This is a genomic window from Pseudomonas sp. BT76 TE3572, from assembly GCF_050435365.1.
Lineage (GTDB): Bacteria > Pseudomonadota > Gammaproteobacteria > Pseudomonadales > Pseudomonadaceae > Aquipseudomonas > Aquipseudomonas fluorescens_W.
Window position 1 is genome coordinate 4272737 of the sequence record NZ_JBNDKE010000001.1, and the last position, 26980, is coordinate 4299716.

Consider the following 26980-nt stretch of genomic DNA (forward strand, 5'->3'; position numbering starts at 1 on the left):
TCAGTTGTAGCCTCCTTTAAGCGGCTCACTGTTCGATGCAGTCGTGGTTCGCAGACTTTGCGCCAACTCCACCAATTGCACGAACTCTGCACGCAGACCAAATCGATCCTCGCCCCGCGCTCCGCGAGCCAAAGCCTCGGTGTCCTTCAGGCTGAAATCGCCGGTATAGCGCCCGTCCTTGAGCTGCTGGGAAAATGCCGCCACGGCCGCCGCAAATCGCAGGTCGTCGCTGGCTTTGACTTCCAAAGCACCCGCAATGGGTCGTTCGATCAAGCGACTATTCCCACCTTCCGGCAGCTGATAACGCACACGCAGCACCGCCAATTCCCCGCTTGTACCGGATGCCACCGACTCCGACTTTCCATACCGCAACGGCTCCAACCAGCCCTTTTCACCCTTGGGCACAATTTCGTACAACGCCGTCACCGTATGCCCTGCGCCGATTTCACCGGCATCGACCTTGTCATTACTGAAATCCTCACGCTTCAACGCACGATTTTCATACCCCAACAGCCGATATTCGCTGACCTGCGCCGGGTTGAACTCCACTTGCAGCTTCACGTTCTTCGCCACGACCGCAAGGGTCGAACCGAGCTGATCCACCAGCACCTTGCGCGCCTCGCGCAGGTTGTCGATGTAGGCATAGTTGCCGTCGCCCGCATCGGCCAACTGTTCCATCAGGTGTTCATTGTAGTTATCCACACCAAAACCCAATGTGGTCAGGGAAACGCCGGTCTTGCGTTTATCCACAGCCATTTGCTTGAGGCTGTCGAAGTCGCTGATGCCGACGTTGAAGTCACCGTCGGTGGCCAGCAGGATGCGGTTGATGCCCTTGGGAATAAACGCCTGCTGCGCCATTTGATAGGCCAGTTCGATGCCTGACGCCCCAGCGGTGGAGCCGCCGGCGTTTAACTGATCGATGGCGGTACGAATTTTCGCCTTGTCGCGTCCGGACGTCGGCTCCAGCACCACTCTCGAATCGCCGGCATAGACGACCAATGAAACCCGGTCCTGTTCGCGCAATTGATCGACCAGCAATTTCAGGGTGCTTTTGACCAGCGGCAAACCTTCGCGCCGGTCCATCGAGCCGGACACGTCCACCAGAAACACCAGGTTCGCCGGGGCCAGTTCCGCGACCGCGCGGTCCGAGGCCTTGATGCCGATGCGCAGCAATCGGGTATGCGGGTTCCACGGCGACGGCGCCAGCTCTGTGGTCACGCCGAAGGGCGAGCCATCGGTGGGCAATGCGTAATCGTAGGGGAAGTAATTGACCATCTCCTCCAGTCGCACCGCACCTTCGGGTGGCAGGCGCCCCTGATTGAGCAAGCGGCGGACGTTGGCGTAAGCACCAGTGTCGACGTCGGCACTGAAGGTCGAGACGGGCGCTTCGGCCACGCTGTGAATCGGGTTATCCGCCAGCGCTTGATACTGCTCCCGTTGCTCATCCCGATATCCCTGTGGAGATGCCTCGCCCGCCAGCATCGGCGCATTGCTCGCCATCGGTGCCGGACGCACGCTGCGCTTGGCCATCGAGGTGTCTGCCATGACCGCCTCGCTGCGCACCATGACTTCAGCCGGCAGCGCACCTTGAGCCGGTGGCGGAGCCGAGGCGGAATCAGGCGTGGATGAAACGCCACAACCGGCAATGGCCAGCAGCAACCCGGCGGCGAAACCCTGGGCGGCCGGGCGGAGGAAATGCAGAGGGAGGAACATGGGGGCTGACCTCAGGAGGAAGTTGATCCATTCATCCTCTGAGACGAGCCCCTTTTCAGGTTCGGGTTAAACCGGCCGAAAAAATTTCAGCGGTGATAACGCCGCACCACACTGCTGTTTTTCAGCACATGGCCTTTGATTTTTTCCAGTAGCTGCACGCGCGTCAGGCCGGCGGGCAAAGCCTCCGGCGCCAGGTCCAAGGCATAGAGCTGGATGATGTAGTGGTGCGCACTGTCGCCGACCGGCGGGCAAGGGCCCATATAACCGGCGGTGCCTTTGCTGTTGGTGCCACTGACGCCTTCAAGGGCGGATTTTGCGCCGACGCCAGCGGCAATCTGATGCGTCGTGGCTTTGATGCCGTAATGCACCCAGTGATCGACGCCTTGGCCTTTTTGGCCGTCAGGATCGTGCATGACGATGGCGTAACTGAGAGTTCCCGGTGGGCCGGCGTTCCAATTCAAGGCCGGTGACTGGTTGTGCCCACCACAATTTGGCGCATCGCTGGCGGCAGCCGAGGTGAACAGTCGATCATCGGTGACACCAGGGATGTTCAGGGTAAAACGCTCCTGGGCCTGCGCCGGAAATTGCACGCAAAGGGCGACTGCAACGGCCGCCAGCCAAGGGTTCAGAGAGGTCAATCGGGTCATACCGGAGCACCTTGTGCGGGTGGGGCCGTCGTCGGCGTGCAAACTATAGCCGGACCGTTCATTCGGTGGCAGCGGGAATTGGCTGAACCTCAAGATAAGCGCCAAACTCTTAAGTGAAACGCTTGCCTGGAGAGTGATCATGGCACTGCATCGCGTCGCCCGTTTCGCCGATGTGTCCGAAAACCGGGGCCTTGAGGTCCAGATCGCAGACACGAAAATTGTCCTGTTGCGGGTGGGCGATCAACTACGCGCCTTTCAGGGCGAATGCCCCCATGCCGGAGCGCCGCTGGCCGAAGGCGCACTGAGCGACGGACGTTTGATCTGCCCGTGGCACAAGGCTGTTTATCGGATCGAAGACGGTGCGCTGTGCGAACCACCGGCCCTGGACAGCCTCAAGCGCTATCCGCTGGAAGTGCGCGACGACGAGGTCTGGGTCGACGATCAGCCGATGTCCGACGCTCACACCCCGCCGGCGGATGACGCGCGAACGTTTGTAATCATCGGTGCCGGTGCCGCAGGCACGGCGTGCGCGGCGGCGTTACGCGAAAAGGGCTTCGGTGGCCGAATAATGTTGGTCGACCGTGAAACCGACGCCGGTTACGACCGCACGGTACTGAGCAAATTCGTGATTGCCGGGGAGATGCCGCCGGAAGAAGTCCCGCCACTGCGTGATGAAAACTTTTACCGCGAACAGCGCATTGAGCGAATAAACGCTGAAGTGACGAGCCTGGACGCCGCGAACAAAACGTTGCGCCTGTCTGATGGTCAATCGCTGAGCTACGACGCTGCCCTGCTCGCCACCGGTGGCACACCCAATCCGCTTACGCTGCCTGGCGCCGACCTGCCGCAGGTGTTCGTGCTGCGGTCAAAGGATCAGGCACAGCGGATTCTGGACTCGGCAAAACCGGGCCAACGGGCGGTGATCATCGGCGACAGCTTTATTGCGATGGAATCCGCGTCCTCCCTGCGTCAATACGGCCTGGACGTCACCGTTCTGGCCCGCCACGCAGTGCCTTTTGCTAAACAGTTTGGCGACGCCGTCGGTAAGGCGATTCGTGCCCTGCACGAGGCCAACGGTGTGGTGTTTCATACGGATGGCAACGCAACGCACATCGAAGGAACAGCCAACGTCGAAGCGGTGCGCCTGGACAACGGTCAACGTTTACCCGCGGATCTGGTGTTGGTCGGCATAGGCGTCAGCCCGGCAACCGCATTTACCGGCCTTCCCCTGGAAAAAGACCAGTCGCTGAAGGTCGACGGCGGGATGCGCGTGACCGATGGGCTTTGGGCCGCCGGCGATATCGCGACCTTCCCGCTCAACGGCCAGCCCCAACGAATCGAACATTGGCGCCTGGCACAGCAACAGGCACGGATCGCGGCGATGAACATGCTCGGCGGCGACGAGCATTACCTCGACGTGCCCTATTTCTGGACCTGGCACTTCGGTAAAAACTACGACTACCTCGGCCACGCCGCGACCTGGGATGAGGTCGAGTTCAAAGGCGATCCTGACCACCCTCCCTTTATCGGCCTGTTCGGCAAGGACGGGTTGGTGGTCGCTGCAGTGGCTTGCGATGAAGAACGTGCGATAGCGCTGCTCGCCGAACGGATGAAACGGCCGTTGTCGGTGGACGAGGCGTGGCGGCTGATTCGGGACCTGAATTAACGAGATGTGGGAGTCCTTCGGCTTCCAGCGGGAGCAAGCTCCCTGGCCACAAGCCAGACAGCAAAACGCCCGGCGTCTGCGTTGCGCAGAGGCCGGGCGTCGGTCTGTAAGCCTCGGCTTTACTCGACGGCGACGTTACCGCCGAATTTGCTCATGACAAACCCGACAAACTCTTCGACGGTCATCTTCTGGCCGTTGAATTCCACCTGATTGTTGGCGTAGTGCAGTTTGGCGACGATGTTGTTGTCATCCAGTTTTGCCAACTGCGTACCGACTGCCATGCTGCCAAACATGTCGGCGGTGGCGGTGGCCTGATCGGCGATGAGCTTGGCGTCGGTCTGACCCTCGATTTGCGACTGCACGCTCAGCAGGTCAACGAGCATTGGCTTGGACACTTTCACGTTGACGTCCAGCAGCGCGATCAGTTGTTGAGTCAACTGGTCCGGCGGCAAGTCCATGGATTGTGGTTTGGTCAGGTCAAGCACCAGGTTGGCGCGACTTTCGCCATTGGGGGTGTTGAACGACAGATTCTCCAGGGCGACCTGCGGACCGGCGGCCAGCAGTTTCTCCAGGCTGGTTTTGACCTGCGCCTCTTCGGCCGGGGTCAGGACCAGCTCTGGCGCCGGTTCACCCGCAGCGACAGCCTCAGCGGCGGCCCGCTCGTACGGTTGCAGTTTGGTCTGGTAAATCTGCATCAGCGACATTGTTGCCGGGATGTCGAGGTTCTTCAGGCTCATGGCCATCTGCGCAGACCCGACAGCCTTGCCGTTCAGGCTCACCTCACCCACCTTGTAATCGGCACGCCCCGAAGCGCTGGTACCGGATTCCTCGGTCTGGTTCTTCATTTCAAATTTCTTGAAACCCAAGACCGACTGCTTGGCGCCGAAGGTGGTCTTGCTGTCGGTCAGCTCGACGGTATTCTCGCCGGTGTAGTAGCCGTAGGTACTTTTTGTCAGGTTGCTGGCCACGGTCAGGCCGTTCAGTTCGACCTTCACCGGCGTCTGATCTTCAGCCACCGTGCTCAGGGTCAGGCTGTCCATGTAACCGTCGGCCTTGACCTTCTGCGCTTGAGCGCTGGCGGCGACATCGAGGTTCAGCCCGGAAAATTTCAGGTTGGACTTGTCGTCCAGCGCCACGTCCAGCGGCAGCAATTGCAGGGTACCGTTGGTGGCATTGTCGTAGCCGATGTTGACCACACCCGTGAGTGGGGATTTGTCTTTGGCAGCGACGAACCACTTCTCGGTGGTCGGCGTTCTTTCCAGTTCGTAGTGACTGGTGGCCAGGACCGGCAGCCACTTCAACGACATCAGGCGCGAAAACGGCAGCGGACCGTGCTCGATGCGATCGACGAACAGCAACTCCACCGGAGCTTCACCGAACATCTCGCCTTCGCCCTTGAGGCGGTAGTGCGCGGTGCTGCTGAACACATGGCGCTCCAGCGATACCAGCTCCAGCGACGCCGTGCCGTTGGAACCGACCAGCGCGGCTTGCAGCTCTTTGTTGGCGTCGGCGATCGAGGTGTTCAGCACACCTTCGAGTTTGGTGCCGGTGTACCAGGCACCGCCGGCGCTGATTGCACCGATGGCAATGACGATTCCAAGAAGCACGCCTGCTGATTTATTCATGAATGACCCGATCAATGTCCGTTGTTTGAAGTGTGGTCGTCTTCCCTGAACCCATGACGGGTTGCGGTCACGACTGCGCTAAAAGAGCGATGGAGATTAGCATCAGGCGCACCAGGCGACCCAATGATTAAAGGTTAAAGAGTGTCTATGGACCGTATGCAGGGGTTGAGAGTTTCGGCGGGTATGAAATCGCCTTCGCGAGCAGGCTCGCGAAGGCGTCAGTGCAGGCGACATCCATTCAGGAATACTGAACCTCAATCTCATCAAGCTGATGATCAAAGCTCTTGAGCCGTGCGGTCCACGTATAGACCAGCACTTCGAAGTCGCGATTGATCACCGCCGTGCCGCTTGGGGATTCCGAGCGCGGGTCGCAGAAGTCCAGTTGATAACGTTCGCGGGCCATGGCGGTGGCGACATCGGAGAGTTCACGGGCGTTATTGAGCCAGTGCCAGCCGTCGTCGGACACTTGCTTGTCCAGCGCCTGGCATTGTTTTTTCAGGGTTTCGAGGCTTTTTTCCAGCGGCGTGCCGGTGAGTTCGCCCATGACTTCCTGGAACGTACGCCCCGGTTGCCAGTAACTGCCCCAGAAATACCGATCGAACACCGTTTCGACACGGCGCAGCGCGACTTTGGTGTCCCAGATGAGCACAAGGGTCTTGCCTTGTTCGAGCTGTCTTTTTTTGATGCGTGCGCCCTGGACTGAAGCCCAGGCCACCACCACGATTGCCATCACGGCAATCAGTGCCGCGGCGCTGTCGAGGAACACCAGCGCTTTGTCGATCTGGTGGGCCAGCATGATGCCGTAGAAATAAGTGGCCGACAGCAACACCAATGCCGCTATAGCGCACCAGAAGCCGGGAGCATAAGGGTTTTTCATTATTGGAATCCCCATGACCAACGCGAGCCTTGATTGATGAGTTCGACGCGCGACCTCATCAAGTCAAAGCATAGCAACGGCCTCAGGGTTTGCCGGAGTTCGTGCCTTGCGTTCGTCCGCTTTCCCAGCCGCCACCCAAGGCCAGGAACAAATCGATCTGGCTCATGGCAACCTGCGTGCTGGCGGAAGCCAGTTGCGCCCGCACGTCGGTGTAGGTGCGGGTCGCTTGCAAGTCTGCCAGGAACGATGCGCGGCCGGCCTGGAAGAAGCGGTGGGTCTGATCTGCCGCCAGTTGCGCCGATTGCTCGGCATCGGCCAGTGCGTCGCGACGTTGTAACAACGCGGAGTACTGTGCCAGGCCGGTTTGGGTCTCGCGGATGGCGTTAAGCACTACGCCATCGAAATGTGCCAGCGCGCCTTGGGTCGTTGCTTCGGCCTCGCGGATTCGCGCCCGGGAGCCGTTGGACGGCACGGTCCAGGTGAGCAACGGCCCGAAGCCCCAGCGATTGGTCGCCGGTTTGCCGAGGTTTTCCAGGATGCCGACGGTACCCACGGTCGCGCCGATGCTGATGTCCGGGTACAACTCGCCCGTGGCGATGCCGATGCCGGCGGTCGCGGCAGCCAATCGACGCTCGGCCTGCCGCACATCGGGACGGCGCTTGAGCAACGTCGCACCGTCACCGACCGGCAACAATTGCGCAATCTTTGGCAGTTCGGCGCAGCGGTCAGTGCCGGCCGGCAGTTGATCCAGCGGTTTGGCCAGTAGCATCGACAACCGGAACAACCCGGCCTGACGCGCCGCCTCATAACGCGGCATGTCGGCGCGCAGGGATTTGAATTGGGTTTGCGAGCGGGTGACCTGGGTTTCATCGCCACGCCCGGCGTCACGCAAACGCTGGATCAGCGTGGTGCTCTGGGCTTGCAAGTCGAGGGAATGCTGGGCGATTTCCTGCTCTTCGTTGGCCGCGCAGACTTGGGTGTAGGCCCGGACCACATCGGCTACCAAGGTGATTCTCGCGGTATCGGCCGCGGCTTGGGTCGCATCGGCATTGGCCTTGGCCGCCTCGATGCCGCGCTGCAACGTGCCGAACAAATCGAACTGATACGAGGTGGTAATGCCAATGTCGCCGACGTTGGCCACCGGCACTTTCTCCGGCAGCAGGAATGCTTCGCCAGATTCCTGCAAACGCTGGGCGCCCATCTTTACCCCGCCGCTCCAGCCACCTGCCGCTTGAGCTTCATCGACCTGCGCACGCGCCCGGGAAAGGTTCGCCGCCGCCACGCGTAAATCAGTGTTGGAGGCCATGGCCTGCTCGACCAATTGATCGAGGCGCGGGTCCTGATACAAGCGCCACCAATCGCTGGGCACGGGTGCCGAGACGACATTTTTGCCGTTCACCGCCAAGTCGCCCTGCAAGTCTTCACGGTGTACGGCGGCCTCATCCGGCACGTGATAATCCGGCCCGACCACCTGGCAGGCCGACAGCAACAGACCTAAACCGGCGATAGCCAAACCCGAAGCCCTGCTCATTTCGCGGGCTCCTGGGTTTGATCGTCAATGATCGACACGGTGGCGGTACGCCCGGCGATCATGCGGAAGTCCGCCGGCACGTCATCGAATGCAATCCGCACCGGAATCCGCTGCGCCAGCCGCACCCAACTGAACGCCGGGTTGACGTTGGGCAGCAGGTTGCTGCCGCTGCTGCGGTCGCGGTCTTCGATGCCGGCGACGATGCTTTCCACATGCCCGCACAGGCGAGCGCGGTCGCCGATCACCCGAATATCGACGCTCTGGCCGACATGAATGCCGTCCAGTTTGGTTTCTTCGAAATAACCGTCGATGTGGAACGAATTGCTGTCCACCACTGACAACACCGGACGCCCGGCGGTGACGAATTCCTGGTTGCGCGGCGCACGGTCGTTGACGTAGCCGTCCACCGGGCTGCGGATGGTCGAGCGGTCGAGGTTGAGCTGGGCGCTGTCCACCGCCACCTGGGCTTCCATCAACGCCACTTCGGCGCGGGCCACCCGGGACTGGCTCTCTTCCAGTTGCTCACCCGGCACCAGATTTCCGAGGCCACGGTTACGCTTGGCTTCGCGTTGCGCCTGCGCCAGGGTTTCCTGACGGTCGGCGACCGCCGCCTTGGCCTGACGCAGGGCCAGTTTGAAACGGTCCTGATCAATGCTGAACAGCACCTGGCCACGTTTGACTAATTGGTTGTCACGCACGTCAACTCGCTGGATCAGCCCGGACACGTCCGGCGCGATCTGCACAATGTCGGCGCGAATGTGGCCGTCCCGGGTCCAGGGCGCGAACATGTAATACATCACCATGCGCCAGACCACGACAACGGCGAAGGTCACGATCAGCAGGGTCAGCACTACGCGACCGATGGTTAAAAAAGGTTTTTTCATGTCATCAGGTATCGACTGAGTGAGTCCACGGCGCCGAGCAGCACAGCGTAGAGAGCCACGTTAAACAATGCCCGGTGCCAGACCAGACGGTAAAAGTGCAGTCGCGTCAGCAACCCGTGCACCAGCAGGAACAACACGTACGTAATGCCCATCAGCACCAGCAGCGTGGGCAGGAACACCCCACTGATATCCAGATCACCGATCATAAAGGCGCTCCATCGATGCCATGGGGAAGCGGTTCTTCGAGCTCGCCGGCGCCGACGAATTCCACCCCCGGCAGCAACGACAGACGCAGGCCGCTCAAGGCGTGCAGCAAATGCAGACGCGCACTTTCATCGCACTCCGTGTTGAGAGCACGGCGGGTGCGGTCCAGGGTCATCAGCAACGGACTTGGTGCCGGCAACCGCTCGCCAGCCTTGAGGCAGGCCTTGAAATACTCACCAACCTCGGCCACCACCTGGTGCAGCAACACTTGCGGTGCGCCGAGGACTCGCGGTGTATAGGCGAGCAAATCCAGCAGGTTCAGCGCCACGCGCACTTCCCGCAGGGCGATGCCGGTGTCCTGGCCGGTCATGGCCAGGCGCGGCAAATGCTGCATCAGGCGATCGAGCATCTGCACACCCAAGTGCCGGTGCTCAGACAACGTCGCCGGTTCGGTCAGGCTGACGATGTCGCGCCAGCTGAAACGGGTCAGACGCTTGGCCGCCAGATCGGCGCCGAACGGCCGGGCAATCAGGGTCCAGACGAAGGCGAACAACAAGCCCACGGGACCGGCTAGGTTGGAGTTGGCGAAGCTGAGGAAATCCGCGTCGTAGGCGCCCTGAATACTGATGAAGGACGAGGTGTTGACGAGGGTCAGTAGCATGCCCAGATAGAACTGCGGCTTGACCGTCAGGGTGCCGATGCAAATGAACGGCACGGCAAACGCCAGCACCAGCATCGGGAAGTCATGCAGGTTGGGCAGGACCAGAAACAGATAGAGGCTGGCGAACAACACCGACATCGCCGTCCAGAAAAAGAATCGGTAGATCTGCGGCGCCGGGTCGTCCATCGAGGCGAAAAAGCTGCACGCCACCGCCGCCAGAATCACCGCAGCGCCACCGTCGGTCCAGCCGAGCAGAATCCACAGCACCGACGCGACGATGATGGCGGTGACGGTGGACGCCGCCGAATAGAGCATCAGCCCACGGTCGAGAAACGGCGACAGCCGACCGAGCCGCCAGTGCCGATAGACCGCGCGCCAGCTGTCCTGGCTTTCGCACTGGATGGCGTACTGCAGACTGCGGCAGTCCTGCCACACATCGATCCACTCGCCGAGGCGATACAGGGCGTTCGAAAACAGCAGCTGCTTGCGATCATCCAGCGCCTCGGCGGACGGTTGCAGCGCTTCGAGTTGATCTTTCAGCGCTTGCCAGCGCACGAGGTCGGCGTCTTTGTGGTCGAGCCATTCGGTGGTCGCGGCCAGCAGCGGCGCGAACTTATCCACAAGCTCGGGCGTGCGCCGCTCAAGGGCATAGAGCGCGTCGTCGAGGGCGTCGATCACTGGCAGCAGGTGAATCATGCGGCCGCGCAGTTCCTTGGTGTTGCGCACCGTTTGCGGCCGTGCGCCTTCGTGGGGCAACTGACCGATCATCAATTCAAGCGTATTGAAGGTCGCGACCATCGACGAACGCAGCGCGCTGACTTCGTCCGGCTGCACGTTGCGGCTGAGGAAACGCAGGCTGTAAGTCGAGGCATCGGCAAACCATTTATTCACCGAGTCGTTGAACACCGGCGCCAGCCGCCGAGGCCAGAACATGGCGCCAACCACCGCGGCCACGGCGATGCCGAGGAAGATTTCTTCGGTCCGTGCTTCGGCGATGTCCCACACCGCAAAGGGGTTATCCACCACCGGCAGAGCGATCAGCGGCAAGGTGTAACCGGCCAGCATCAGCGCGTAACTGTTGGCCGTGCGCAGGTGCAGCGACAGAAACAGCAGAATCCCGGTCCACAGCGCAATGACCACCACCAGCACATAGGGGCTCTGGACAAACATCGGCACGAAAAAAACCGCGGCGGCGGCACCGAGAAGGGTGCCGACTGCGCGGTACAGCGCCTTGGAACTGGTAGGGCCGACAAACGGACTGGAAACGATGTAAACCGTGGCCATCGCCCAATAAGGCCGGGGCATTTGCATGAGCATGGCGATGTACAACGCGATCATCGATGCCGCGAACGTTCGCACACCGTAGAACCAGTCCCGCGCTGGGGGCATGCCGGTAAAAAATCCGCTCAAGGGTTGATCACCGGCAAATGATTGGCCGATTCAAAAGCCCTCAGCACCCGCAACGCCGCTTCCAGATCACTCTGATCGATCCCTTCGAGCACTTCATGGCGCAAGCGCACCAGCTCGATTTCGACGGCCTGCACCAACTCACGGCCGGTCTCGGTCAGGCTCAGGCATTTGGCGCGCCGGTCATGGGTGTCTTCGGTACGGCAGACGTAGCCGGCATGACACAACTGATCCAGCAGACGCACCAGCGACGGGCTCTCCATCCCGGCCGCCTGCGCCACCGTCACCTGCCGCACACCCTCGCCCAAACGCCCGATCATCAACAACGGAACGGCGCAGGCTTCGGAGATTCCATAGTTGACCAGCGTGGTCTGGCAGATCTTCCGCCAATGCCTGGCGGCCACCACCATGGAGCTGCTGATGTTCATCTGGAGAGCGTCGAGGTTGTTCGGCACGAGGGAATGCACACACTGTTAGTTTGCTAACTATCAATATGGCATTTGAGGGGAAAGTTGGTCAAGTTTTGAAACAATTCTCAGGCGAACGGACAGCCTTTTTACGATCCATCAGGACGCCAGGTTGAAATCGCCTAGACGTACCAGCATCGCTTCATAAAGATCTGCCGAAACCAGATAGGCCTTGATCTTATTGTTTTCCAGCACCGCAATAGGTCCGGCTTGCGCTTCGCGTACTGTAGCTCCTGCGTTTTTCGCGAGCTCAGAGATGCTGATGACTCTTCCTGCCAAAACACGTTGCATGACTCGGTCTCATGGTCGGACTCAACGCCATGAAGCTACTTCAGCTCAGGTAATACCTTTCAGAAAAGCTGTGACAAGGTTTTGCGCTCAGATTTTTTACACCCCCCGCCCCTTCCTCAACAACACATCCAACTGATCCACCACCTCAGCCCAATCGGCGTCATCCAGAATATCGTCGCGCAAAAACTGCGCTTGGCTCTGGCTCCAGAAGAACGCATCCGCCAGGTGCAATTCGGGTTTGAGCGGTGAATGGGTGGCGATAAATTTGTCGATGCTTTCGGCGTCATCAGGCAGGCCGAGTTGTTTGAACAGGGAGGGGAGGCTGTGGGTTGGGGATTCCATGTCGGGCTCCTTTTTCATGGCAAATGATTGGGTGACTGCTAAGCAGTCAATCGCGGGCAAACCTCGCTCCCACAAGAACGGCGTGAACCCTGTGGGAGCGTGGCTTGCCCGCGAAGGCGTCATGACTGACGCCGAAAAACTACTGACTCAACTCACACACTTCAGCATGCGGCACCATTTTCAGGAATTCCGGCACGCTCATGTGCACCAGGTTGTTGTGGTTACCAGCCTCCAGGTAGATGTCTTTTTGCCGGGTCAGCAGTGGGTCGATGACCATGTCCAGGCCATAGGATTCGCCCAACGCCGGCACGGCGCCGCGTTCGCAGTCCTGGAACAGATGCGCCAGGGTGCTTTCCCGGGTGATCTGCCATTCGCCACTGCCGCGTACTTTGCTCAGGTCCAGGTGACGGCTCGCTGGCAACACAGCCATCAGATAATGGCCGTGGTGGTCGTCGAGGATCACCGATTTGGCCACCCGTTCGGCAGGAATACCCGCGACCCGCGCCGTTTCAAGGCTGCTGGCCGAGTGCGGATGGGTGACGACGTCAAATTCGCATTGAGCCTTGTTCAGGCTGTCCTGCACAGTTCTTGCCATACGCATGATGCACCTCGGAGTCCGCAACAACGTTTCGCGGACGATGGTTAAAGCTTTTCTCTTCACTAAAAGTCTAGGCCCGCTGGCGCCATCGCGCGGGAAATCTGCCCGCCGGAATAACGTCAACAACTGATCAAAATTCGTACAATTCAGAGCTCAGCTAGACTGTATAAAGAACCATCAATGACTCTCCCGGAGGGTCACGTGAACACTCGTTGTTGTGCAGTTGCGCTGCTGTTGGCCTTGAGCGGATCGGTGTTCGCGGCGGACACCGTCGTCTTGCTGGTGCCCAACCCCATCGGGATCTAGCTGATCACGTTCGGCATCGCGTTTCTGGTCGCCGAAGCGGCCCTGCCCAATTACGGCGTGATCGGTCTGGGCGGCATTGTGATGTTCGTGATCGGTGCGGTGATTCTGACCAACACCGAGGTGCCGGTTCCGTTGATGATCGGCCTTGGACTGATCAGTGCCCTGTTGCTGATTTTCCTGCTGATTCACGCCCTGAAAACCCGACCGCGCGAAAACGTCAGTGGCGATGCAGGACTGGTAGGTAGCGTGACCCCGGTGATGTCGCTGGCCGGCAATGCCTACAACGGTTGGGTGCACCTGCAAGGAGAAAAGTGGCAAGTGCTCAGCGCCACGCCGCTGCAACCCGGGCAACGGGTCCGGGTGGTGGCACGCAAGGGATTATTGCTGGAAGTGGCCGCGGCTGACGCGGCGCCGGGTGGAGAATAACCATGGGCCTGCAACTGGGTTTTGCCGCGCTGCTGTTACTGGTGATTGCACTGGCGGGGTCGACCTTCCGCATCCTGCGCGAATACGAGCGCGGGGTGGTCTTCCAGCTCGGACGCTTCTGGCAGGTCAAAGGCCCTGGCCTGATCCTGCTGATTCCGGTAGTACAGCAAATGGTTCGCGTCGACTTGCGTACCGTGGTCCTCGACGTACCACCGCAAGACGTGATCACCCGCGACAACGTTTCGGTCAAGGTCAACGCGGTGCTGTATTTCCGCGTCCTCGATCCGCAGAAAGCGATCATCCAGGTCGAAGACTTTCTCATGGCCACCAGCCAATTGGCTCAAACCACGTTGCGGGCCGTGCTCGGTAAACATGAACTCGATGAACTGCTGGCCGAGCGTGAGCGGTTGAACATCGACATCCAGCAAGTGCTCGACGCCCAGACCGACGCCTGGGGCATCAAGGTCGCCAACGTCGAGATCAAGCACGTGGACCTCAACGAATCGATGATCCGCGCCATCGCCAAACAGGCCGAAGCCGAACGGGAACGCCGGGCCAAGGTGATCCACGCCGAAGGCGAATTGCAGGCCTCGGAAAAACTCATGCAGGCCGCCGAAATGCTCGGGCGCCAGCCTGGGGCCATGCAGCTGCGGTACATGCAGACATTGAGTTCGATTGCCGGGGACAAGAGTTCGACGATTGTCTTTCCGCTGCCGATCGAGTTGCTCAAGGGGATGGCGGATTTGTCCTCCAAGCCCTGACCTTTCCTACAGACACCAACGTCCGGTAATCCCATCGGAGATTTCCTTCAAGTTGTAGTGGTGTTGGTGAACTTGTTCCGGTCCAAACCCGGGTCTAGTCTGGCTTTGTCACTGAATAATCGGTGACACGGACGTGCAAGTCCGACGAAACTGTTTAGGTCGCAATTGCCATGGCTCATTGCTTTATGGCGGCTGCGCGCAGGAGATCCTCGGATCTGCTGGGTGTCCTAAACAGTCCCGGTCTTGCACACCTGCGCACGGCCGCCACCCTATTCGCGTGCAAGCGAACGGTGACGGCCCCCACTTACTGTTTAGGATCTTTTATATATGCACAAAATTACTCCGAATCCTCCAGAGAACTCTGGAACCGATTCCCAAGAATCACTCGAAACCGAAAAACTCAAAGAAGCCGCCGACCGCGCCTTCGCCCACTACTTCCCCCCAACCATCGAAAAACCGCCCAAACACCGCAAAGGCAACCTCTTCACCGTCGCCCCCGATGTCAACACCGAATCCCTTCTGGCCAACGCCTCCGAAGACCTGCTGTCCATCAGCGCCATCGCTGCCAATCTGGCGGACGATGTGGACGGGACACGGCGCTCGGTAGCCTTGGCGCTCAGTCGCATGGCCGATGGCGTGCAGTTGCTCGTAGAGCGAGCGCTGGATCATTGGGAGGAGTCGGAGGTCATGCAGGCTCGGGTCAAGGTTTAGCCGGGTACATTTGCGGTGATTTGACCACCGCTTTCGCGAGCAGGCTCACTCCTACAGGGGAATGCATTCCAAATGTAGGAGCGAGCCTGCTCGCGATGGCGTCAGTACAGTCAATGAATGAATCAGCGATTATCACGGCGATCTTTTTCCAATGCCTCATAAGGCCCTCGCGCCCAACGTTCCACACGTTCGTGCAAAAGCGCCGTGGCCTCGCGGCGCTTGCTATCGCTGTCCCCGACAAACTCGTCTGAAGGCCGTTTGGCATGCTGCCCCACCGCAGCAAACACTTGCTCACGCTGCACGTCATCCAACTCAAAAAACTCAGCCAACCGCCCCGCCATCGCCCCCGGCAATTCGCTGTAATTCACCGCCAACCCACCAAACTCCCGACAGTGCGCCAACCCCGACTCCAGCAACCTTCCCAACCGTCGCGCGATGTAATCCTCGCGGCCATCAAATGGCAGTTCATCAATCATCCCCGGCACCATGTGCATGCCCGGACGACGCAGATGCGAAACAGCAATTTCCAACGGATCGCGGTACAGAAACAACCACGGCGTCTCGGGAAAAGTCTCGCGCAACAGCGGCAGTTCAGCGATGTTCCAGGCATCGAGCTTGATCACCAGTCGCTGCTCGACGCCAAGCCGACGCTGGCCATAGGCGGACAACAACCCTTCAATGGCGGCACGCCTTTCGGCTAACGGCAAATCACTGCGCAGCAAAGCATCCAACGGCGGTGGTTCACTGATGACGATGTGGCTGTCGAGTCGGGCGAGCATCTGGCTGATGAGGGTCGAACCGCAGCGGGACGCATGAAAAATGAAGGCACTGGGCGTCAGTCCAGGACTGCACACCTGCCAGTCAGTGAGCGCCGACAACGGCGTTTCCCGGCGAAATGCCTGATTGAACGGCAGCCTCAACGCGTCCTCCACCGCATCGCGAAAAAACGGCTGATGCAGCCGCGTGTCGCCGAACCAGCACCAGTCAACCCGCCACTGACCTGCGACTGGCCAGACGCGAATCGGCAACCACCCCTCGAGATTCAGGCGCTCCATTGTTCGTTCCATCGACGCCGGCCGTCGCGCATCGCAGCACGCAGTTCTTCGCGGGTAAATGGCAAGCCCCGCTCGGCACCCAGTTCCAGCGCGCGGGCGATAAACACTTCGCTGTCCTGCATACCCTGCAAGGTTTTACTCAGTTGTGGATCGCTTTCCACCAGCGCTTTGAACGGCGCAAAAAATCCATGACCGACATCGGGACGCGGCGTCGTCGCCACCCCGTCAGAAATCGCCTGCTCCAGCCAGGCGCCGGGCCGACAATCGAGCACCAGATGAATGCGCGCCTGAGTATCACGATTGTCCACGCGATGAGGTCGTGACAGGTCGAGAAACCAGCATTCACCGGCAGCCATCGGCATGCGCTGGCCGTCCAGCATAAAGTCCACGTGAGGCGGGCTGAGCAGTGGAATGTGCAGACGTAAATCGGCGTCCGGCTCGCCCAGATCATAGTCGCGATGTTCGTGAATCTGCCCGCCAGGACCGAGCCGCAATAGCCGCGCGCTGACGATGTCCAGCGGCAGATCGCGCAAGCCTTGCTGCCATCGGACATCCCGCAACCACGGCGCGCGTAGCAGCGGTTCGCCGCGACCCGGTGCCAGTTCGGTCAACGCATCCGCTGCTGAAATCAGCGCTACACCGCTCCAGTCGCCAGCGTAATAAGCGTTGTTGAAATGCCCCCGCCACAAGTCCTCGTCAATAGCGGCCAACGCCTGCAATAGCAGCGGTAAATCCACCGCCACCGGCAAACGGGAGAACGCCGGTCGGTTCATCGCTTCGGCAACACCGCGCACTCGCCGAGCCAGGTCAGCAAGTGGTCGAGACAGGCCTCAACCGACTGCACGCCGGTATCGAGCACCAGGGAGGCGGACGGCGGCGATTCATACGGTGCAGACACACCTGTAAATCCTGGCAAATCGCCCCGTCGTGCTCGGGCGTAATGACCTTTCGGGTCGCGCTGCTCGCAGACGGCAAGGGAGGCGCTGCACCAGACCTCGCGGTAATCCTCGCCCAGTCGCCGGGCAAACACCTCACGCAACTCCACCAGCGGCGCGATCATCGCGAGGATGACGATCTGCCCATTCTCCACCAGCAGCGCCGCGACTTCGCTGGCGCGACGGATGTTCTCCAGACGATCACTGTCGGCAAAACCCAGATCGCGATTGAGCCCGACCCGCAGCCCGTCGCCATCGAGCACGATGCTCTGCACGTCGCGCTCGAACAGCTCGGCGTGCAGCGCCTGGGCCAGGGTCGATTTGCCCGCCGCCGGCAACCCGGTCAGCAAAATCGCCGTGCCGCGATGGCCGTTACGGACCTCTCGTTGTGCGCGGCTGATGCTGGCGGTTGGCGCCCGCAGATTATTGGACGGGGGCATGGGTCACCGGCACGGTGATGTTGCCCGACGCCCACGCCGCTTCGCGGGTGGCTAATGCGGTGGCAATGGATTGCACTTCGGTGGATTGCACCTGATCCGGCAGTGGATCGAGCCCCGCACTGGCAAAAATCTGGCCGTAAGCGTTACGCAGATCGGCGTACGACAGGTCGCGACGCAAATCGGCCTGCAAGGTGTTCAGTTCGCCCTGGATCAAGTCCAGTTCCCCCAGACTGGCCGCCTGATAACGGTTGCGCAGTTGGCCAACGATCTGTCCGTCGATGTCCGACAGTTGCTGATTGGTCTTGAACTGTCGCAACGCCTCGCGGTAGTTGGCGTTGGCCACATAAAGCTGCGCCAATACCGCGATCGACATGGCCTGACGGCGCGCGGCGGCGACTTCTTCGCCGGCCTTGGCGACGTTGATCGCCGCTGGGGCGGAGATCACGTTGAACAAATTCCACGTCACTTTCACACCGTAATCGGCCCAGCCTTGCTCCACCAGGAACGAGTTGCTGTCGTAATGCCCGCCGGCCGAGAACTCCAGCCCCGGCAGCAGCCGCAACATGGCTTTGCGGGTTTCGGCCGCGCTGATGCGGCTTTGGTAATCCTGTTCGCGCAGCTCGGGACGACTGGTCAGGGCTTCCTGTTCCAGGCTGGCGAGGTCAACGTTCAATTCCGGAATGACATAGTCGTCCTGGGTCGCCAGGGTCAGGTCGGTGCCCAGCGGCAGATTGATCAGGGTCGCCAGTTCGGTTTTCGCCAGCGACAGCGCACGACGCTGTTCTTCCAGTTGGCGCGTGGCTTCGATCAGCGAACGTTGATAACCCAGTGCCTGAATCGGATCGCCGATTCGCTGCTGGCTCATGCTTTGGCTGTTGCCGCGCGCGGTGTCGACCCGGGCCATGAGGCTGTCGATCTGCTTGAGCAAACGCTCGGCGGCCATGGCTCGCCAATAGGCCGAGCGCACGTCCTGAACGATGGTGTTGATCACCTTGCGCCGACGTTCCTGAACGATCAGTCGCTGGTCGCCCTGTTGCTTGGCGCTGATGTAGCTGACGCCAAAATCGAGCACGTTCCAGACCATGGTCAGGTCAGCGACGTCACGGTCGCGGTCCTGTGAGGTCGATGGCTCCAACGACTGGGTGCCGGTCCGTACGCTCTGGCTGCTGGAGGCGTTGACGTTGTTACGGCCGACGTACCCGGCGTCCAGCGCCATGCGCGGCAACATGTCGAAACTGGCGAGGTCGAGTTGGCGCTTGGCCAGGGCCTCTTCCATGATCTTGAGCCGGCCTTCGAGGTTGTACTTCACCGCACGGGCCATGGCTTGATGCAGGGTCAGCGGACCGCTGAGGGGCTCCTGATCCTTGTACATATTTTGCAGATCGCTTCTGGCGCGCTGTTCGCTGACGCTGCGTTCGATCGGTTCACTGGTGACGGCACATCCGCTTATCGCAAGCGCCAGCAGGCTGGCGCCGAACAACATGTGACTTCTATTCATCCTTGACTGCCCCTGGGTACTGCATTGTTTTAAGGGTTTTTCAGGCCTGCATTTCGCTGATGCCGACTTGCTTCAACGCCGCGGCCAGGGTGTCGACCTGCCGCTGCTCGGTGTCTTTGATCTGTTGCAATTGCTGGTTCAATGTCAACGCGCCGAACACGCCGCGCAGCCCTTGGGAAACATCCCCGCCCTTGATCGAATGACTGCCGAAAGAATTCAGCTCGCCTCGTTCGCTGCCGGAGTCCTGATTGAACAGACCGGACAACGTACTGGTGCTAAACACCCCGCCATCGCCACCACCAAAGCCGAGGAAGCCGTTGCCCGAGCCATCGCCACCGTTGTCGCTGCTGCTGAATACCTGGGCGATGAAGCTGGGCGCCAGCGCACCGTGGTTGATGAAGATGTCGCCCAGCGGCCGGATGCCATTGCCAATCACGCGGCTTTCGAACAATGGGGTAAAGGTCAGCGGTGAGCCGAGATCACCGGTGGGTGGGGCAAAGATGATCGGTTGCAGTGGCACGTTGGGCTGATCGGATACGGTCACCGGTGGTGGGACCCGGGCCAGCGGGTCGGGCGTTACGACCACGGCAGGCGTCTGCACTGGCACGGTGTCGATGGTGTAGTTATTGGACACCGCCACACCCGTGCCGGTATTGCCCGAACCGTCGCTGACGTTGCTGGTGTCCAGCGCGATGAAGTTGCTCGGGTCGGTGATGCTCGCGGTCGGCGTGAAGGTCGCCGTCCAGGTCTTACCGCCATCGCTGCTGGTCAGGTTGGTCAACTCGCCGTTGGTGACGCTGAGGTCCGACAGATCGAAATCGCTTACCACTTCGCTGAAGGTGATCGTCACCAGCGTGGTCTGGCCGATGCTCAGGTTCGGGTTGGCGACGACGATTGTGGCGGTCGGCCGAGTCGCATCGAGTGCGTAGTTGTTGGAGATCGCGATTGTCGCGCCGAGGTTGCCAGCAGCGTCGACCACGTTGCCGGTGTCGAGCAGGATCAGGTTGGTGGTGTCGTTGATGTTGGCGGTCGGGGTCAGCGTGGCGGTCCAGGTCTTGCCGCCATCGCTGCTGAGCAGGTTGGACACAGTGCCATTGGCGACACTGAGGTCCGACAGGTCGAAACCAGAAACCGCCTCGGTGAAGGTGATCGTGACCGTGGTCGTCTCGCCGATGCCCAAGCGGTTATCCGCCACCACAATGGTCGCCGTCGGCCGCGCCGTGTCGATGGCGTAGTTATTGGAATCGGTTACGCCCACACCACTGTTGCCCGACGCGTTGGTCACACCGCTGTTGTCGAGGCTGATCAGGTTGGCGGTGTCCGTCACGTTGACGGTTGGCGTGAAGGTGGCGGTCCAGGTAATGCCGCCGTCGCTGGACGACACGTTGCTCAGCGTGCCGTTGGCAATGGTCAGGTCCGCGTTGGTGAAACCGCTCACCGCTTCGCTGAAGGTGATCGTCACCCCTGAGGTTTCACCGGCCTTGAGGGCGTTGTCGGCCACCACGATGGTTGCGGTCGGCACCTGGGTCTCCACCACATAGTTGGCGGAGTTGGTCGTGCCCGAGCCCGCGTTGCCGGCCAGGTCCGAGACGCCGGTGTTGTTCAGGGTGATGAGGTTGGTGGCGTCGGTCACGCCGATGGTCGGGGTAAACGTCCCGGTCCAGGTGATACCGCCGTCGCTGCTGCTGACATTGCTCAACGTACCGTTGGCGACGCTCAAATCGCTGTTGTCGAAACCGCTTACCGCCTCGCTAAAGGTGATGGTCACCAGTGAGGTTTCGCCCGGTTTCAGGGTGGTATCGCTCAGCACGATGGTGGCCGTCGGGCGCTGGCTGTCGATAGCGTAATTATTGGAATCGGTGGTGCCGCTGCCGGCGTTGCCCGACAGGTCCGTGACTCCGGTGTTGTCCAGAGTGATCAGGTTGGTCGTGTCGGTGATGCCGGCGCTCGGGGTAAAGGTCGCCGTCCAGGTGACGCCGCCGTCGCTGCTGCTCACGGCCGTCAACGTACCGTTGGCAATCGTCAGGTCGGCGTTGGTGAGACCGCTCACCGCCTCGCTGAAGGTGATGGTCACCAGGCTGGTCTGGCCAACGCCCAGAGCTGCATCAGTCACTACGATAGTCGCGGTTGGACGCTGGGTATCGATGGCGTAGTTGTTCGAATCGGTGGTCCCGCTGCCGGCGTTGCCCGAGGCGTTTTGCACGCCGCTGTTGTCCAGCGTGATCAGGTTGGTCGCGTCGGTGATGCTCGTCGTTGGCGTGAAAGTCGCCGTCCAGGTAATCCCGCCGTCGCTGCTGCTCACCGCGGTCAAGGTGCCGTTGGCGATGGTCAAGTCGGCGTTGCTGAAACCGGTCACCGCTTCAGAGAACGTAATGGTCACCAGGGATGTTTCGCCGATTTTCAGCGTGGTGTCGGCAACAACGATAGTGGCCGTCGGCAGTACGGTGTCGATGGTGAAGTTGGCCGAGTTGGTGGTGCCGCTGCCCGCGTTGCCGGCAATATCGGCCACGCCGGTGTTGTTCAGAATGATGAGGTTGCTGGTGTCCTTGACGCCGACGGTCGGTGTGAAGGTCGCGGTCCATGTGATACCGCCGTCGCTGCTGCTGACCGCGCTCAAGTTGCCGTTAGGAATGCTCAAGTCACTGTTGTCGAAACCGCTGACTGCTTCGCTGAACGTGATGGTCACCAGTGAAGTTTCGCCGGCGCTTAGCATGCTGTCGGCGACCACAATCGTGGCGGTCGGACGCAGGCTGTCGATCACGTAGTTGTTGGAATCGGTGGTACCCGAGCCAGTGTTACTGGCCGCGTCCGCAATGCCGGTGTTGTCCAGCGTGATGATATTGGTCGCATCGTTGATGCTCGCCGCCGGCGTGAAGGTCGCGGTGTAGGTGATGTTATCGCTGGTGCTCAAGCCGCTCAGGGTGCCGTTGTCGACCGTAAAGTCGGCAAGGGTTAAACCGGTCACCGCTTCGCTGAAAGTGATGGTCACCAGCGAGGTTTGGCCAAGCGCCAGTGTTGGATCCGCCACGACGATGGTCGCGGTTGGTCGCACGGTATCGATGGCGTAGTTGTTCGAATCAGTAGTCCCGCTGCCAGCGTTGCCCGAGGCGTTTTGCACACCGCTGTTGTCGAGGCTGATCAGGTTGGTCGCGTCGGTGATGCTCGTCGTTGGCGTGAACGTCGCCGTCCAGGTAATGCCGCCGTCGCTGCTGCTCACCGCGGTCAATGTGCCGTTGGCGATGGTCAGGTCGGCGTTACTGAAACCGGTCACGGCCTCTGAGAAGGTGATGGTTACGAGGGATGTTTCGCCGATGTTCAGCGCGTTGTCGGCAACCACGATAGTAGCGGTCGGCAGCACGGTGTCGATTGTGTAGTTACCGGAGTTGGTAGTGCCGCTGCCCGTGTTGCCAGCCAAGTCAGCCACGCCGGTATTGTTCAGGGTGATGACGTTGCTTGAGTCATTCACGCCAACGGTTGGGCTGAAAGTCGCGGTCCAGGTGATGCCGCCGTCGCTGCTGCTCACCGCCGTCAACGTGCCGTTGGCGATGCTCAGGTCGGCGTTGGTGAAACCGCTGACCGCTTCGCTGAACGTGATGGTCACCAGCGAGGTTTCGCCGGCACTCAGGGTCGGGTCGGCCAGAACGATGGTCGCGGTAGGTCGGACGGTATCGATGCCGTAGTTATTGGAATCGGTGGTGCCGCTACCGGCGTTGCCCGACAGGTCCGCGATCCCGGTGTTGTCCAGGGTGATCAGGTTGGTCGTGTCGTTGATGCTGGCGCTCGGAGTAAAAGTCGCCGTCCAGGTGATGCCGCCGTCGCTGCTGCTCACCGCCGTCAACGTGCCGTTGGCAATCGTCAGGTCGGCGTTGGTGAAACCGCTGACCGCTTCACTGAAGGTGATGGTCACCAGCGAGGTCTCGCCGATTTTCAATGCCGTGTCCGCCACCACGACCGTGGCCGTCGGGCGCACGGTGTCGATGGCATAGTTGTTGGAATCGGTGGTGCCGCTGCCAGCGTTGCCCGAGGCGTTTTGCACACCGCTGTTGTCGAGGCTGATCAGGTTGGTCGCGTCGGTGATGCTCGTCGTTGGCGTGAACGTCGCCGTCCAGGTAATCCCGCCGTCGCTGCTGCTCACCGCGGTCAATGTGCCGTTGGCGATGGTCAGGTCGGCGTTACTGAAACCGGTCACGGCCTCTGAGAAGGTGATGGTTACGAGGGATGTTTCGCCGATGTTCAGCGCGTTGTCGGCAACCACGATAGTAGCGGTCGGCAGCACGGTGTCGATTGTGTAGTTACCGGAGTTGGTAGTGCCGCTGCCCGTGTTGCCAGCCAAGTCAGCCACGCCGGTATTGTTCAGGGTGATGACGTTGCTTGAGTCATTCACGCCAACGGTTGGGGTGAAAGTCGCGGTCCAGGTGATGCCGCCGTCGCTGCTGCTCACCGCCGTCAACGTGCCGTTGGCGATGCTCAGGTCGGCGTTGGTGAAACCGCTGACCGCTTCGCTGAACGTGATGGTCACCAGCGAGGTTTCGCCCGCTGTCAGGGCGCTATCGGCCAACACAATCGTGGCGGTCGGCCGGACGGTATCGATGGCATAGTTGTTGGAATCGGTGGTGCCGCTACCGGCGTTGCCCGACAGGTCCGCGATCCCGGTGTTGTCCAGGGTGATCAGGTTGGTCGTGTCGTTGATGCTCGCGGAAGGCGTGAACGTGGCGGTCCAGGTGATCCCGCCGTCGCTACTGCTCACCGCGGTCAAGGTACCGTTGGCAATCGTCAGGTCGGCGTTGGTGAAACCGCTGACCGCTTCGCTGAAGGTGATGGTCACCAGCGAGGTTTCGCCGATTTTCAGCGCAGTGTCCGCCACCACGATGGTTGCTGTTGGCCGCACGGTGTCGATCGCGTAGTTGTTCGAATCGGTAGTGCCGCTGCCCGCGTTGCCGGACTGATCGCTGACCCCGGTGTTATCCAGGGTGATCAGGTTGGTTGTGTCAGTGATGCTGGCGGTTGGCGTGAAGGTCGCGGTCCAGGTGATGCCGCCGTCACTGCTGCTCACGGCGGTCAAGGTGCCGTTGGCGATGGTCAGGTCCGCGTTGGTGAAACCGGTCACGGCCTCAGCGAACGTAATGGTCACCAGCGAGGTCTCGCCGATTTTCAGCGCAGTGTCGGCCACGACGATGGTTGCTGTCGGACGTAGTGTGTCGATCACATAGTTGTTCGAATCGGTGGTGCCAGCGCCGGTGTTGCCCGACAGGTCCGCGATCCCAGTGTTGTTCAGAGTGATCAGGTTGGTCGTGTCATTGATGCTCGCGTTCGGGGTGAAGGTCGCGGTCCAGGTGATGCCGCCGTCGCTGCTGCTCACGGCGGTCAAGGTGCCGTTGGCGATGCTCAGGTCCGCATTGGTGAACCCGCTGACCGCTTCGCTGAAGGTGAATGTCACCAGCGAGGTTTCGCCGATTTTCAGCGCATTGTCCGCCACCACAATGGTCGCCGTTGGCCGCACGGTATCGATGGCGTAGTTGTTCGAATCGGTGGTGCCGCTGCCGGCGTTGCCGGCCAGGTCGCTGACCCCGGTGTTGTCCAGGGTGATCAGGTTAGTTGTGTCAGTGATGCTGGCAGTCGGGGTGAAGGTGCCCGTCCAGGTGATGCCGCCATCGCCGCTGCTCACCGCCGTCAAGGTGCCGTTGGCAATCGTCAGGTCGGCGTTGGTCAAACCGCTGACCGCTTCGTTGAAGGTAATCGTCACCAGCGAGGTTTCGCCGATTTTCAACGCATTGTCCGCCACGACAATTGTGGCGGTCGGGCGTGCGGTGTCGACGACGTAGTTATTGGAATTGGTGGTACCGACGCCGGCAGTGCCCAGGCCGTTGATCACGCCGGTGTTGTCCAGAGTGATGAGGTTGGTCGTATCGGAAATACTGGCAGTCGGCGTAAACGTTGCCGTCCAGGTGATGCCGCCATCGCTGCTGCTCACCGCCGTCAATGTGCCGTTGGCGATGGTGAGATCCGCATTGGTGAATCCGGTCACGGCCTCGGAAAAGGTGATCGTCACCAAGGACGTTTCACCGATGATCAGGGTGGTGTCAGTGACCACAATGGTCGCGGTCGGTGGTGGCGAATACGCCGTATTGAGTACACCGCCGTCGTTGTAGATGCTCGCGAAGGCGGTCGGCGAGGTGCCGGTTGAACCTCCGCCCTGCGCGGTACCGCCTGCACCACTGCCCGCCGCATTACCGGCCAGGGCCGCGAAGTTGGCGGCCGTCATCAGCAGTGTGCCTTTGTTCCAGATCGCGCCGACGCCGCGGCCGCCGATGCCGCCATTGCTGGCATTGCTACCTTGGCCGCCGCCACCGCCGCCGCCGCCACCCGCGCCAATGTTATTGCTGATGGTCGACGTGCCGATGACGGTGATGGTGCCGCTGCTGGCGTTGTAAATCCCGCCCACCGCGTTGCCGCCGGCGCCACCCACCTTGTCCCAACCGGCCCCGCCGCCACCGCCACCAATGGAAATCGTGCCGTTGGTGGCCGTCGAACCGCTACCGCCGTTGCTGTAATAGGAAACGCCCACCCCGCCCGCGCCGCCAGTGGAGGTACCGCCGCGACCGCCCATGTGGGTCGCGTCATAACCGCCGCCGTAACCGCCGACACCGCCGCTGCCCGCCTGGCCGCCCAACGTACCGGTACCCGGGCCTGCCGACCCGCCATGCCCGCCACCCTGGCCGCCCAGACCGCCGCCACCGCCGCCGCCACCGCCGTAAAAAGCGCCCGTGACACCACCACCACCACCGCCACCAGAAGCGCCGTTGGAGGTCACGGAAACGTTGTTCAGGGTCAGAATCCCTGCGTTGAAAATGCCCCCGGCCATCGCGCCCGTGGCACCGTAGCCACCGTTACCGCCCGTGCCCGACACCAGGCCTCGGGTGATCACCAGGCCATCAAGGGTCACAGTTCTGCCCGCCGCGATTTCAATCACTCGGGTCTTGTACTGACCATCTAGAATCACGTCAGCCGCGCCGTCATTGTTCAAGTCGCCATCTACGGTGATGTTCTTGTTGATCAGCAGTTCGGACGTCAGCTGCACCGTCATGCCGGTGCTGAAGGTGACGATATCGCCGTTCTGCGCCGAGGCCATGGCGGCACGTAGTGAGCCAACCCCGGTGTTGGCGTTGTTGGTGGCGGTCCAGGTGGCCAGGCCCCACTGATACTCGCTCATGGCCGTGGTCGAGAGGACGTTGGCGCTTTCGATGTTGCCGGTGGCAATTTCCAGATCCCAATCGCCGCCGACACCGGTGCGATTGCTCGAAGCGGCCACATCCCGGCCGGTCAGTTGCGCCAGAGAATCGACGAAACTCAAGCCGCGCTGGCCTTCGGCGGTGTAGCAGCCGTAGATCATGATGTCGCCGCCGACATTCATGTCCTTGCCGATTTCCGCCAGCACGGCGCTGCGAGCCGCGACGTTGTCGGCGGACAGATAACTATCGCCCAGCCACAGATCGCCCGCGTTGCCGTGGGCAATGATCTGCACCGAACTGATGCCCTGATGGTGATCTAAGTAGTCGGCAATCTGCTGCAAGCCGTCCCTGCTCGCATCCAGCTGAACCACTTGAGTACCGGGCGCCACCCCTTTGAGCAGGCTGTCGGCGTCCTTGACCCGGGAATCGACGAACACCACGCTCTGCCCCGGCACGGCAACGGGCGCCGTCGCAGGCGTCGCATCGGCCTGGCCGTGGGTGTCTTTGCTGGCGACCGCTTGATCGGCCGTCGGCGTTTTGGCCGCATCGGCGGTGGGATGGCTGTCAGGCTGAGCGGCATCCGCCACCGTAGCCGCGACCGCGCCGTCGAACAGCATGCGCGGTTCCAGGGACATGATCATTGGCGAGGCCAGCGCCCGTGCGCCTTCGGTAACTCGCGACTTGCCGTTGCTCCACCACATGCTGC

Annotated in this window: 20 protein-coding genes and 1 pseudogene; 4 read left to right on the forward strand and 17 right to left on the reverse strand. The window is 61.1% G+C overall.

Translation table 11 applies throughout. The features are described from left to right. Positions 1-1713: a vWA domain-containing protein gene (locus ABH912_RS19390; RefSeq protein WP_429511405.1), complete on the reverse strand. Its 1713-nt coding sequence runs from the start codon at positions 1711-1713 to the stop codon at positions 1-3. An 86-nt stretch (positions 1714-1799) separates the two neighbouring features. After that, a complete protein-coding gene (locus ABH912_RS19395; RefSeq protein WP_429511406.1) occupies positions 1800-2360 on the reverse strand; it encodes a YbhB/YbcL family Raf kinase inhibitor-like protein in 561 nt (186 codons plus the stop codon). A 139-nt stretch (positions 2361-2499) separates the two neighbouring features. Between ABH912_RS19395 and ABH912_RS19400 the strand changes: the two genes are divergently transcribed. Beyond that, complete coding sequence (locus ABH912_RS19400; RefSeq protein ID WP_429511407.1) at positions 2500-4026, forward strand: FAD-dependent oxidoreductase; 1527 nt, start codon at positions 2500-2502, stop codon at positions 4024-4026. Positions 4027-4145: 119 nt separating this feature from the next. Here the strand turns inward: ABH912_RS19400 and ABH912_RS19405 are convergent, their stop codons facing one another. From ABH912_RS19405 to ABH912_RS19450, 10 genes are all read right to left on the reverse strand, one after another. Continuing rightward, entirely contained in the window at positions 4146-5651 is a 1506-nt protein-coding gene (locus ABH912_RS19405) for a YdgA family protein (RefSeq protein ID WP_429511408.1), read from the reverse strand. 238 nt (positions 5652-5889) lie between these two features. After that, positions 5890-6528: a hypothetical protein gene (locus ABH912_RS19410; RefSeq protein WP_033058623.1), complete on the reverse strand. Its 639-nt coding sequence runs from the start codon at positions 6526-6528 to the stop codon at positions 5890-5892. Between the two features lie 82 nt (positions 6529-6610). After that, positions 6611-8059, reverse strand: coding sequence for an efflux transporter outer membrane subunit (locus ABH912_RS19415; RefSeq protein WP_033058625.1), 1449 nt, complete (start codon positions 8057-8059; stop codon positions 6611-6613). After that, entirely contained in the window at positions 8056-8943 is an 888-nt protein-coding gene (locus ABH912_RS19420; RefSeq protein ID WP_429511409.1) for an efflux RND transporter periplasmic adaptor subunit, read from the reverse strand. The genes ABH912_RS19415 and ABH912_RS19420 overlap by 4 nt, the downstream gene beginning before the upstream one ends. Then, positions 8940-9149 carry a DUF1656 domain-containing protein gene (locus ABH912_RS19425; protein WP_033058629.1) on the reverse strand — a complete coding sequence of 70 codons (210 nt, stop codon included), beginning with the start codon at positions 9147-9149 and terminating at the stop codon, positions 8940-8942. The genes ABH912_RS19420 and ABH912_RS19425 overlap by 4 nt, the downstream gene beginning before the upstream one ends. After that, complete coding sequence (locus ABH912_RS19430; RefSeq protein ID WP_429511410.1) at positions 9146-11218, reverse strand: FUSC family protein; 2073 nt, start codon at positions 11216-11218, stop codon at positions 9146-9148. The genes ABH912_RS19425 and ABH912_RS19430 overlap by 4 nt, the downstream gene beginning before the upstream one ends. Continuing rightward, complete coding sequence (locus ABH912_RS19435) at positions 11215-11643, reverse strand: MarR family winged helix-turn-helix transcriptional regulator (protein WP_033058633.1); 429 nt, start codon at positions 11641-11643, stop codon at positions 11215-11217. Before ABH912_RS19435 ends, ABH912_RS19430 begins: the two co-directional genes overlap by 4 nt. 138 nt (positions 11644-11781) lie before the next feature. Beyond that, positions 11782-11973, reverse strand: a complete 192-nt coding sequence (locus ABH912_RS19440; RefSeq protein ID WP_033058634.1) for a type II toxin-antitoxin system Phd/YefM family antitoxin — start codon at positions 11971-11973, stop codon at positions 11782-11784. Between the two features lie 96 nt (positions 11974-12069). Beyond that, positions 12070-12315, reverse strand: a complete 246-nt coding sequence (locus ABH912_RS19445; protein WP_429511412.1) for a DUF2789 domain-containing protein — start codon at positions 12313-12315, stop codon at positions 12070-12072. A 139-nt stretch (positions 12316-12454) separates the two neighbouring features. After that, complete coding sequence (locus ABH912_RS19450; RefSeq protein WP_033058638.1) at positions 12455-12916, reverse strand: aminoacyl-tRNA deacylase; 462 nt, start codon at positions 12914-12916, stop codon at positions 12455-12457. Between the two features lie 198 nt (positions 12917-13114). Here ABH912_RS19450 and ABH912_RS19455 point away from each other — a divergent pair. The 3 genes and pseudogenes from ABH912_RS19455 (at position 13115) to ABH912_RS19465 (ending at position 15117) form a co-directional block, all read left to right on the forward strand. Then, positions 13115-13645 (forward strand): annotated as a pseudogene (locus ABH912_RS19455) (NfeD family protein). 2 nt (positions 13646-13647) lie between these two features. Then, positions 13648-14406, forward strand: a complete 759-nt coding sequence (locus tag ABH912_RS19460) for a slipin family protein (protein ID WP_129439535.1) — start codon at positions 13648-13650, stop codon at positions 14404-14406. A gap of 327 nt (positions 14407-14733) precedes the next feature. Further along, entirely contained in the window at positions 14734-15117 is a 384-nt protein-coding gene (locus tag ABH912_RS19465) for a DUF6124 family protein (protein WP_429511413.1), read from the forward strand. 122 nt (positions 15118-15239) lie between these two features. On the opposite strand, the gene ABH912_RS19470 is transcribed toward ABH912_RS19465, so the two are convergent. The 5 genes from ABH912_RS19470 to ABH912_RS19490 are packed head-to-tail and all read right to left on the reverse strand — an operon-like array spanning position 15240 to position 26975. Continuing rightward, positions 15240-16172: a sulfotransferase family protein gene (locus ABH912_RS19470; protein WP_429511414.1), complete on the reverse strand. Its 933-nt coding sequence runs from the start codon at positions 16170-16172 to the stop codon at positions 15240-15242. Next, entirely contained in the window at positions 16160-16945 is a 786-nt protein-coding gene (locus ABH912_RS19475; RefSeq protein WP_429511415.1) for an aspartyl/asparaginyl beta-hydroxylase domain-containing protein, read from the reverse strand. Before ABH912_RS19475 ends, ABH912_RS19470 begins: the two co-directional genes overlap by 13 nt. Continuing rightward, a complete protein-coding gene (cysC, locus tag ABH912_RS19480; RefSeq protein WP_429511416.1) occupies positions 16942-17547 on the reverse strand; it encodes an adenylyl-sulfate kinase in 606 nt (201 codons plus the stop codon). The genes ABH912_RS19475 and cysC overlap by 4 nt, the downstream gene beginning before the upstream one ends. Then, the gene (locus ABH912_RS19485; RefSeq protein ID WP_429511417.1) at positions 17531-19045 is read right to left on the reverse strand and encodes a TolC family protein; all 1515 of its coding nucleotides are present in this window, start codon (positions 19043-19045) and stop codon (positions 17531-17533) included. Before ABH912_RS19485 ends, cysC begins: the two co-directional genes overlap by 17 nt. A gap of 40 nt (positions 19046-19085) precedes the next feature. Next, positions 19086-26975 carry an Ig-like domain-containing protein gene (locus tag ABH912_RS19490; RefSeq protein ID WP_429511418.1) on the reverse strand — a complete coding sequence of 2630 codons (7890 nt, stop codon included), beginning with the start codon at positions 26973-26975 and terminating at the stop codon, positions 19086-19088. Between the last annotated feature and the right edge of the window lie 5 nt (positions 26976-26980).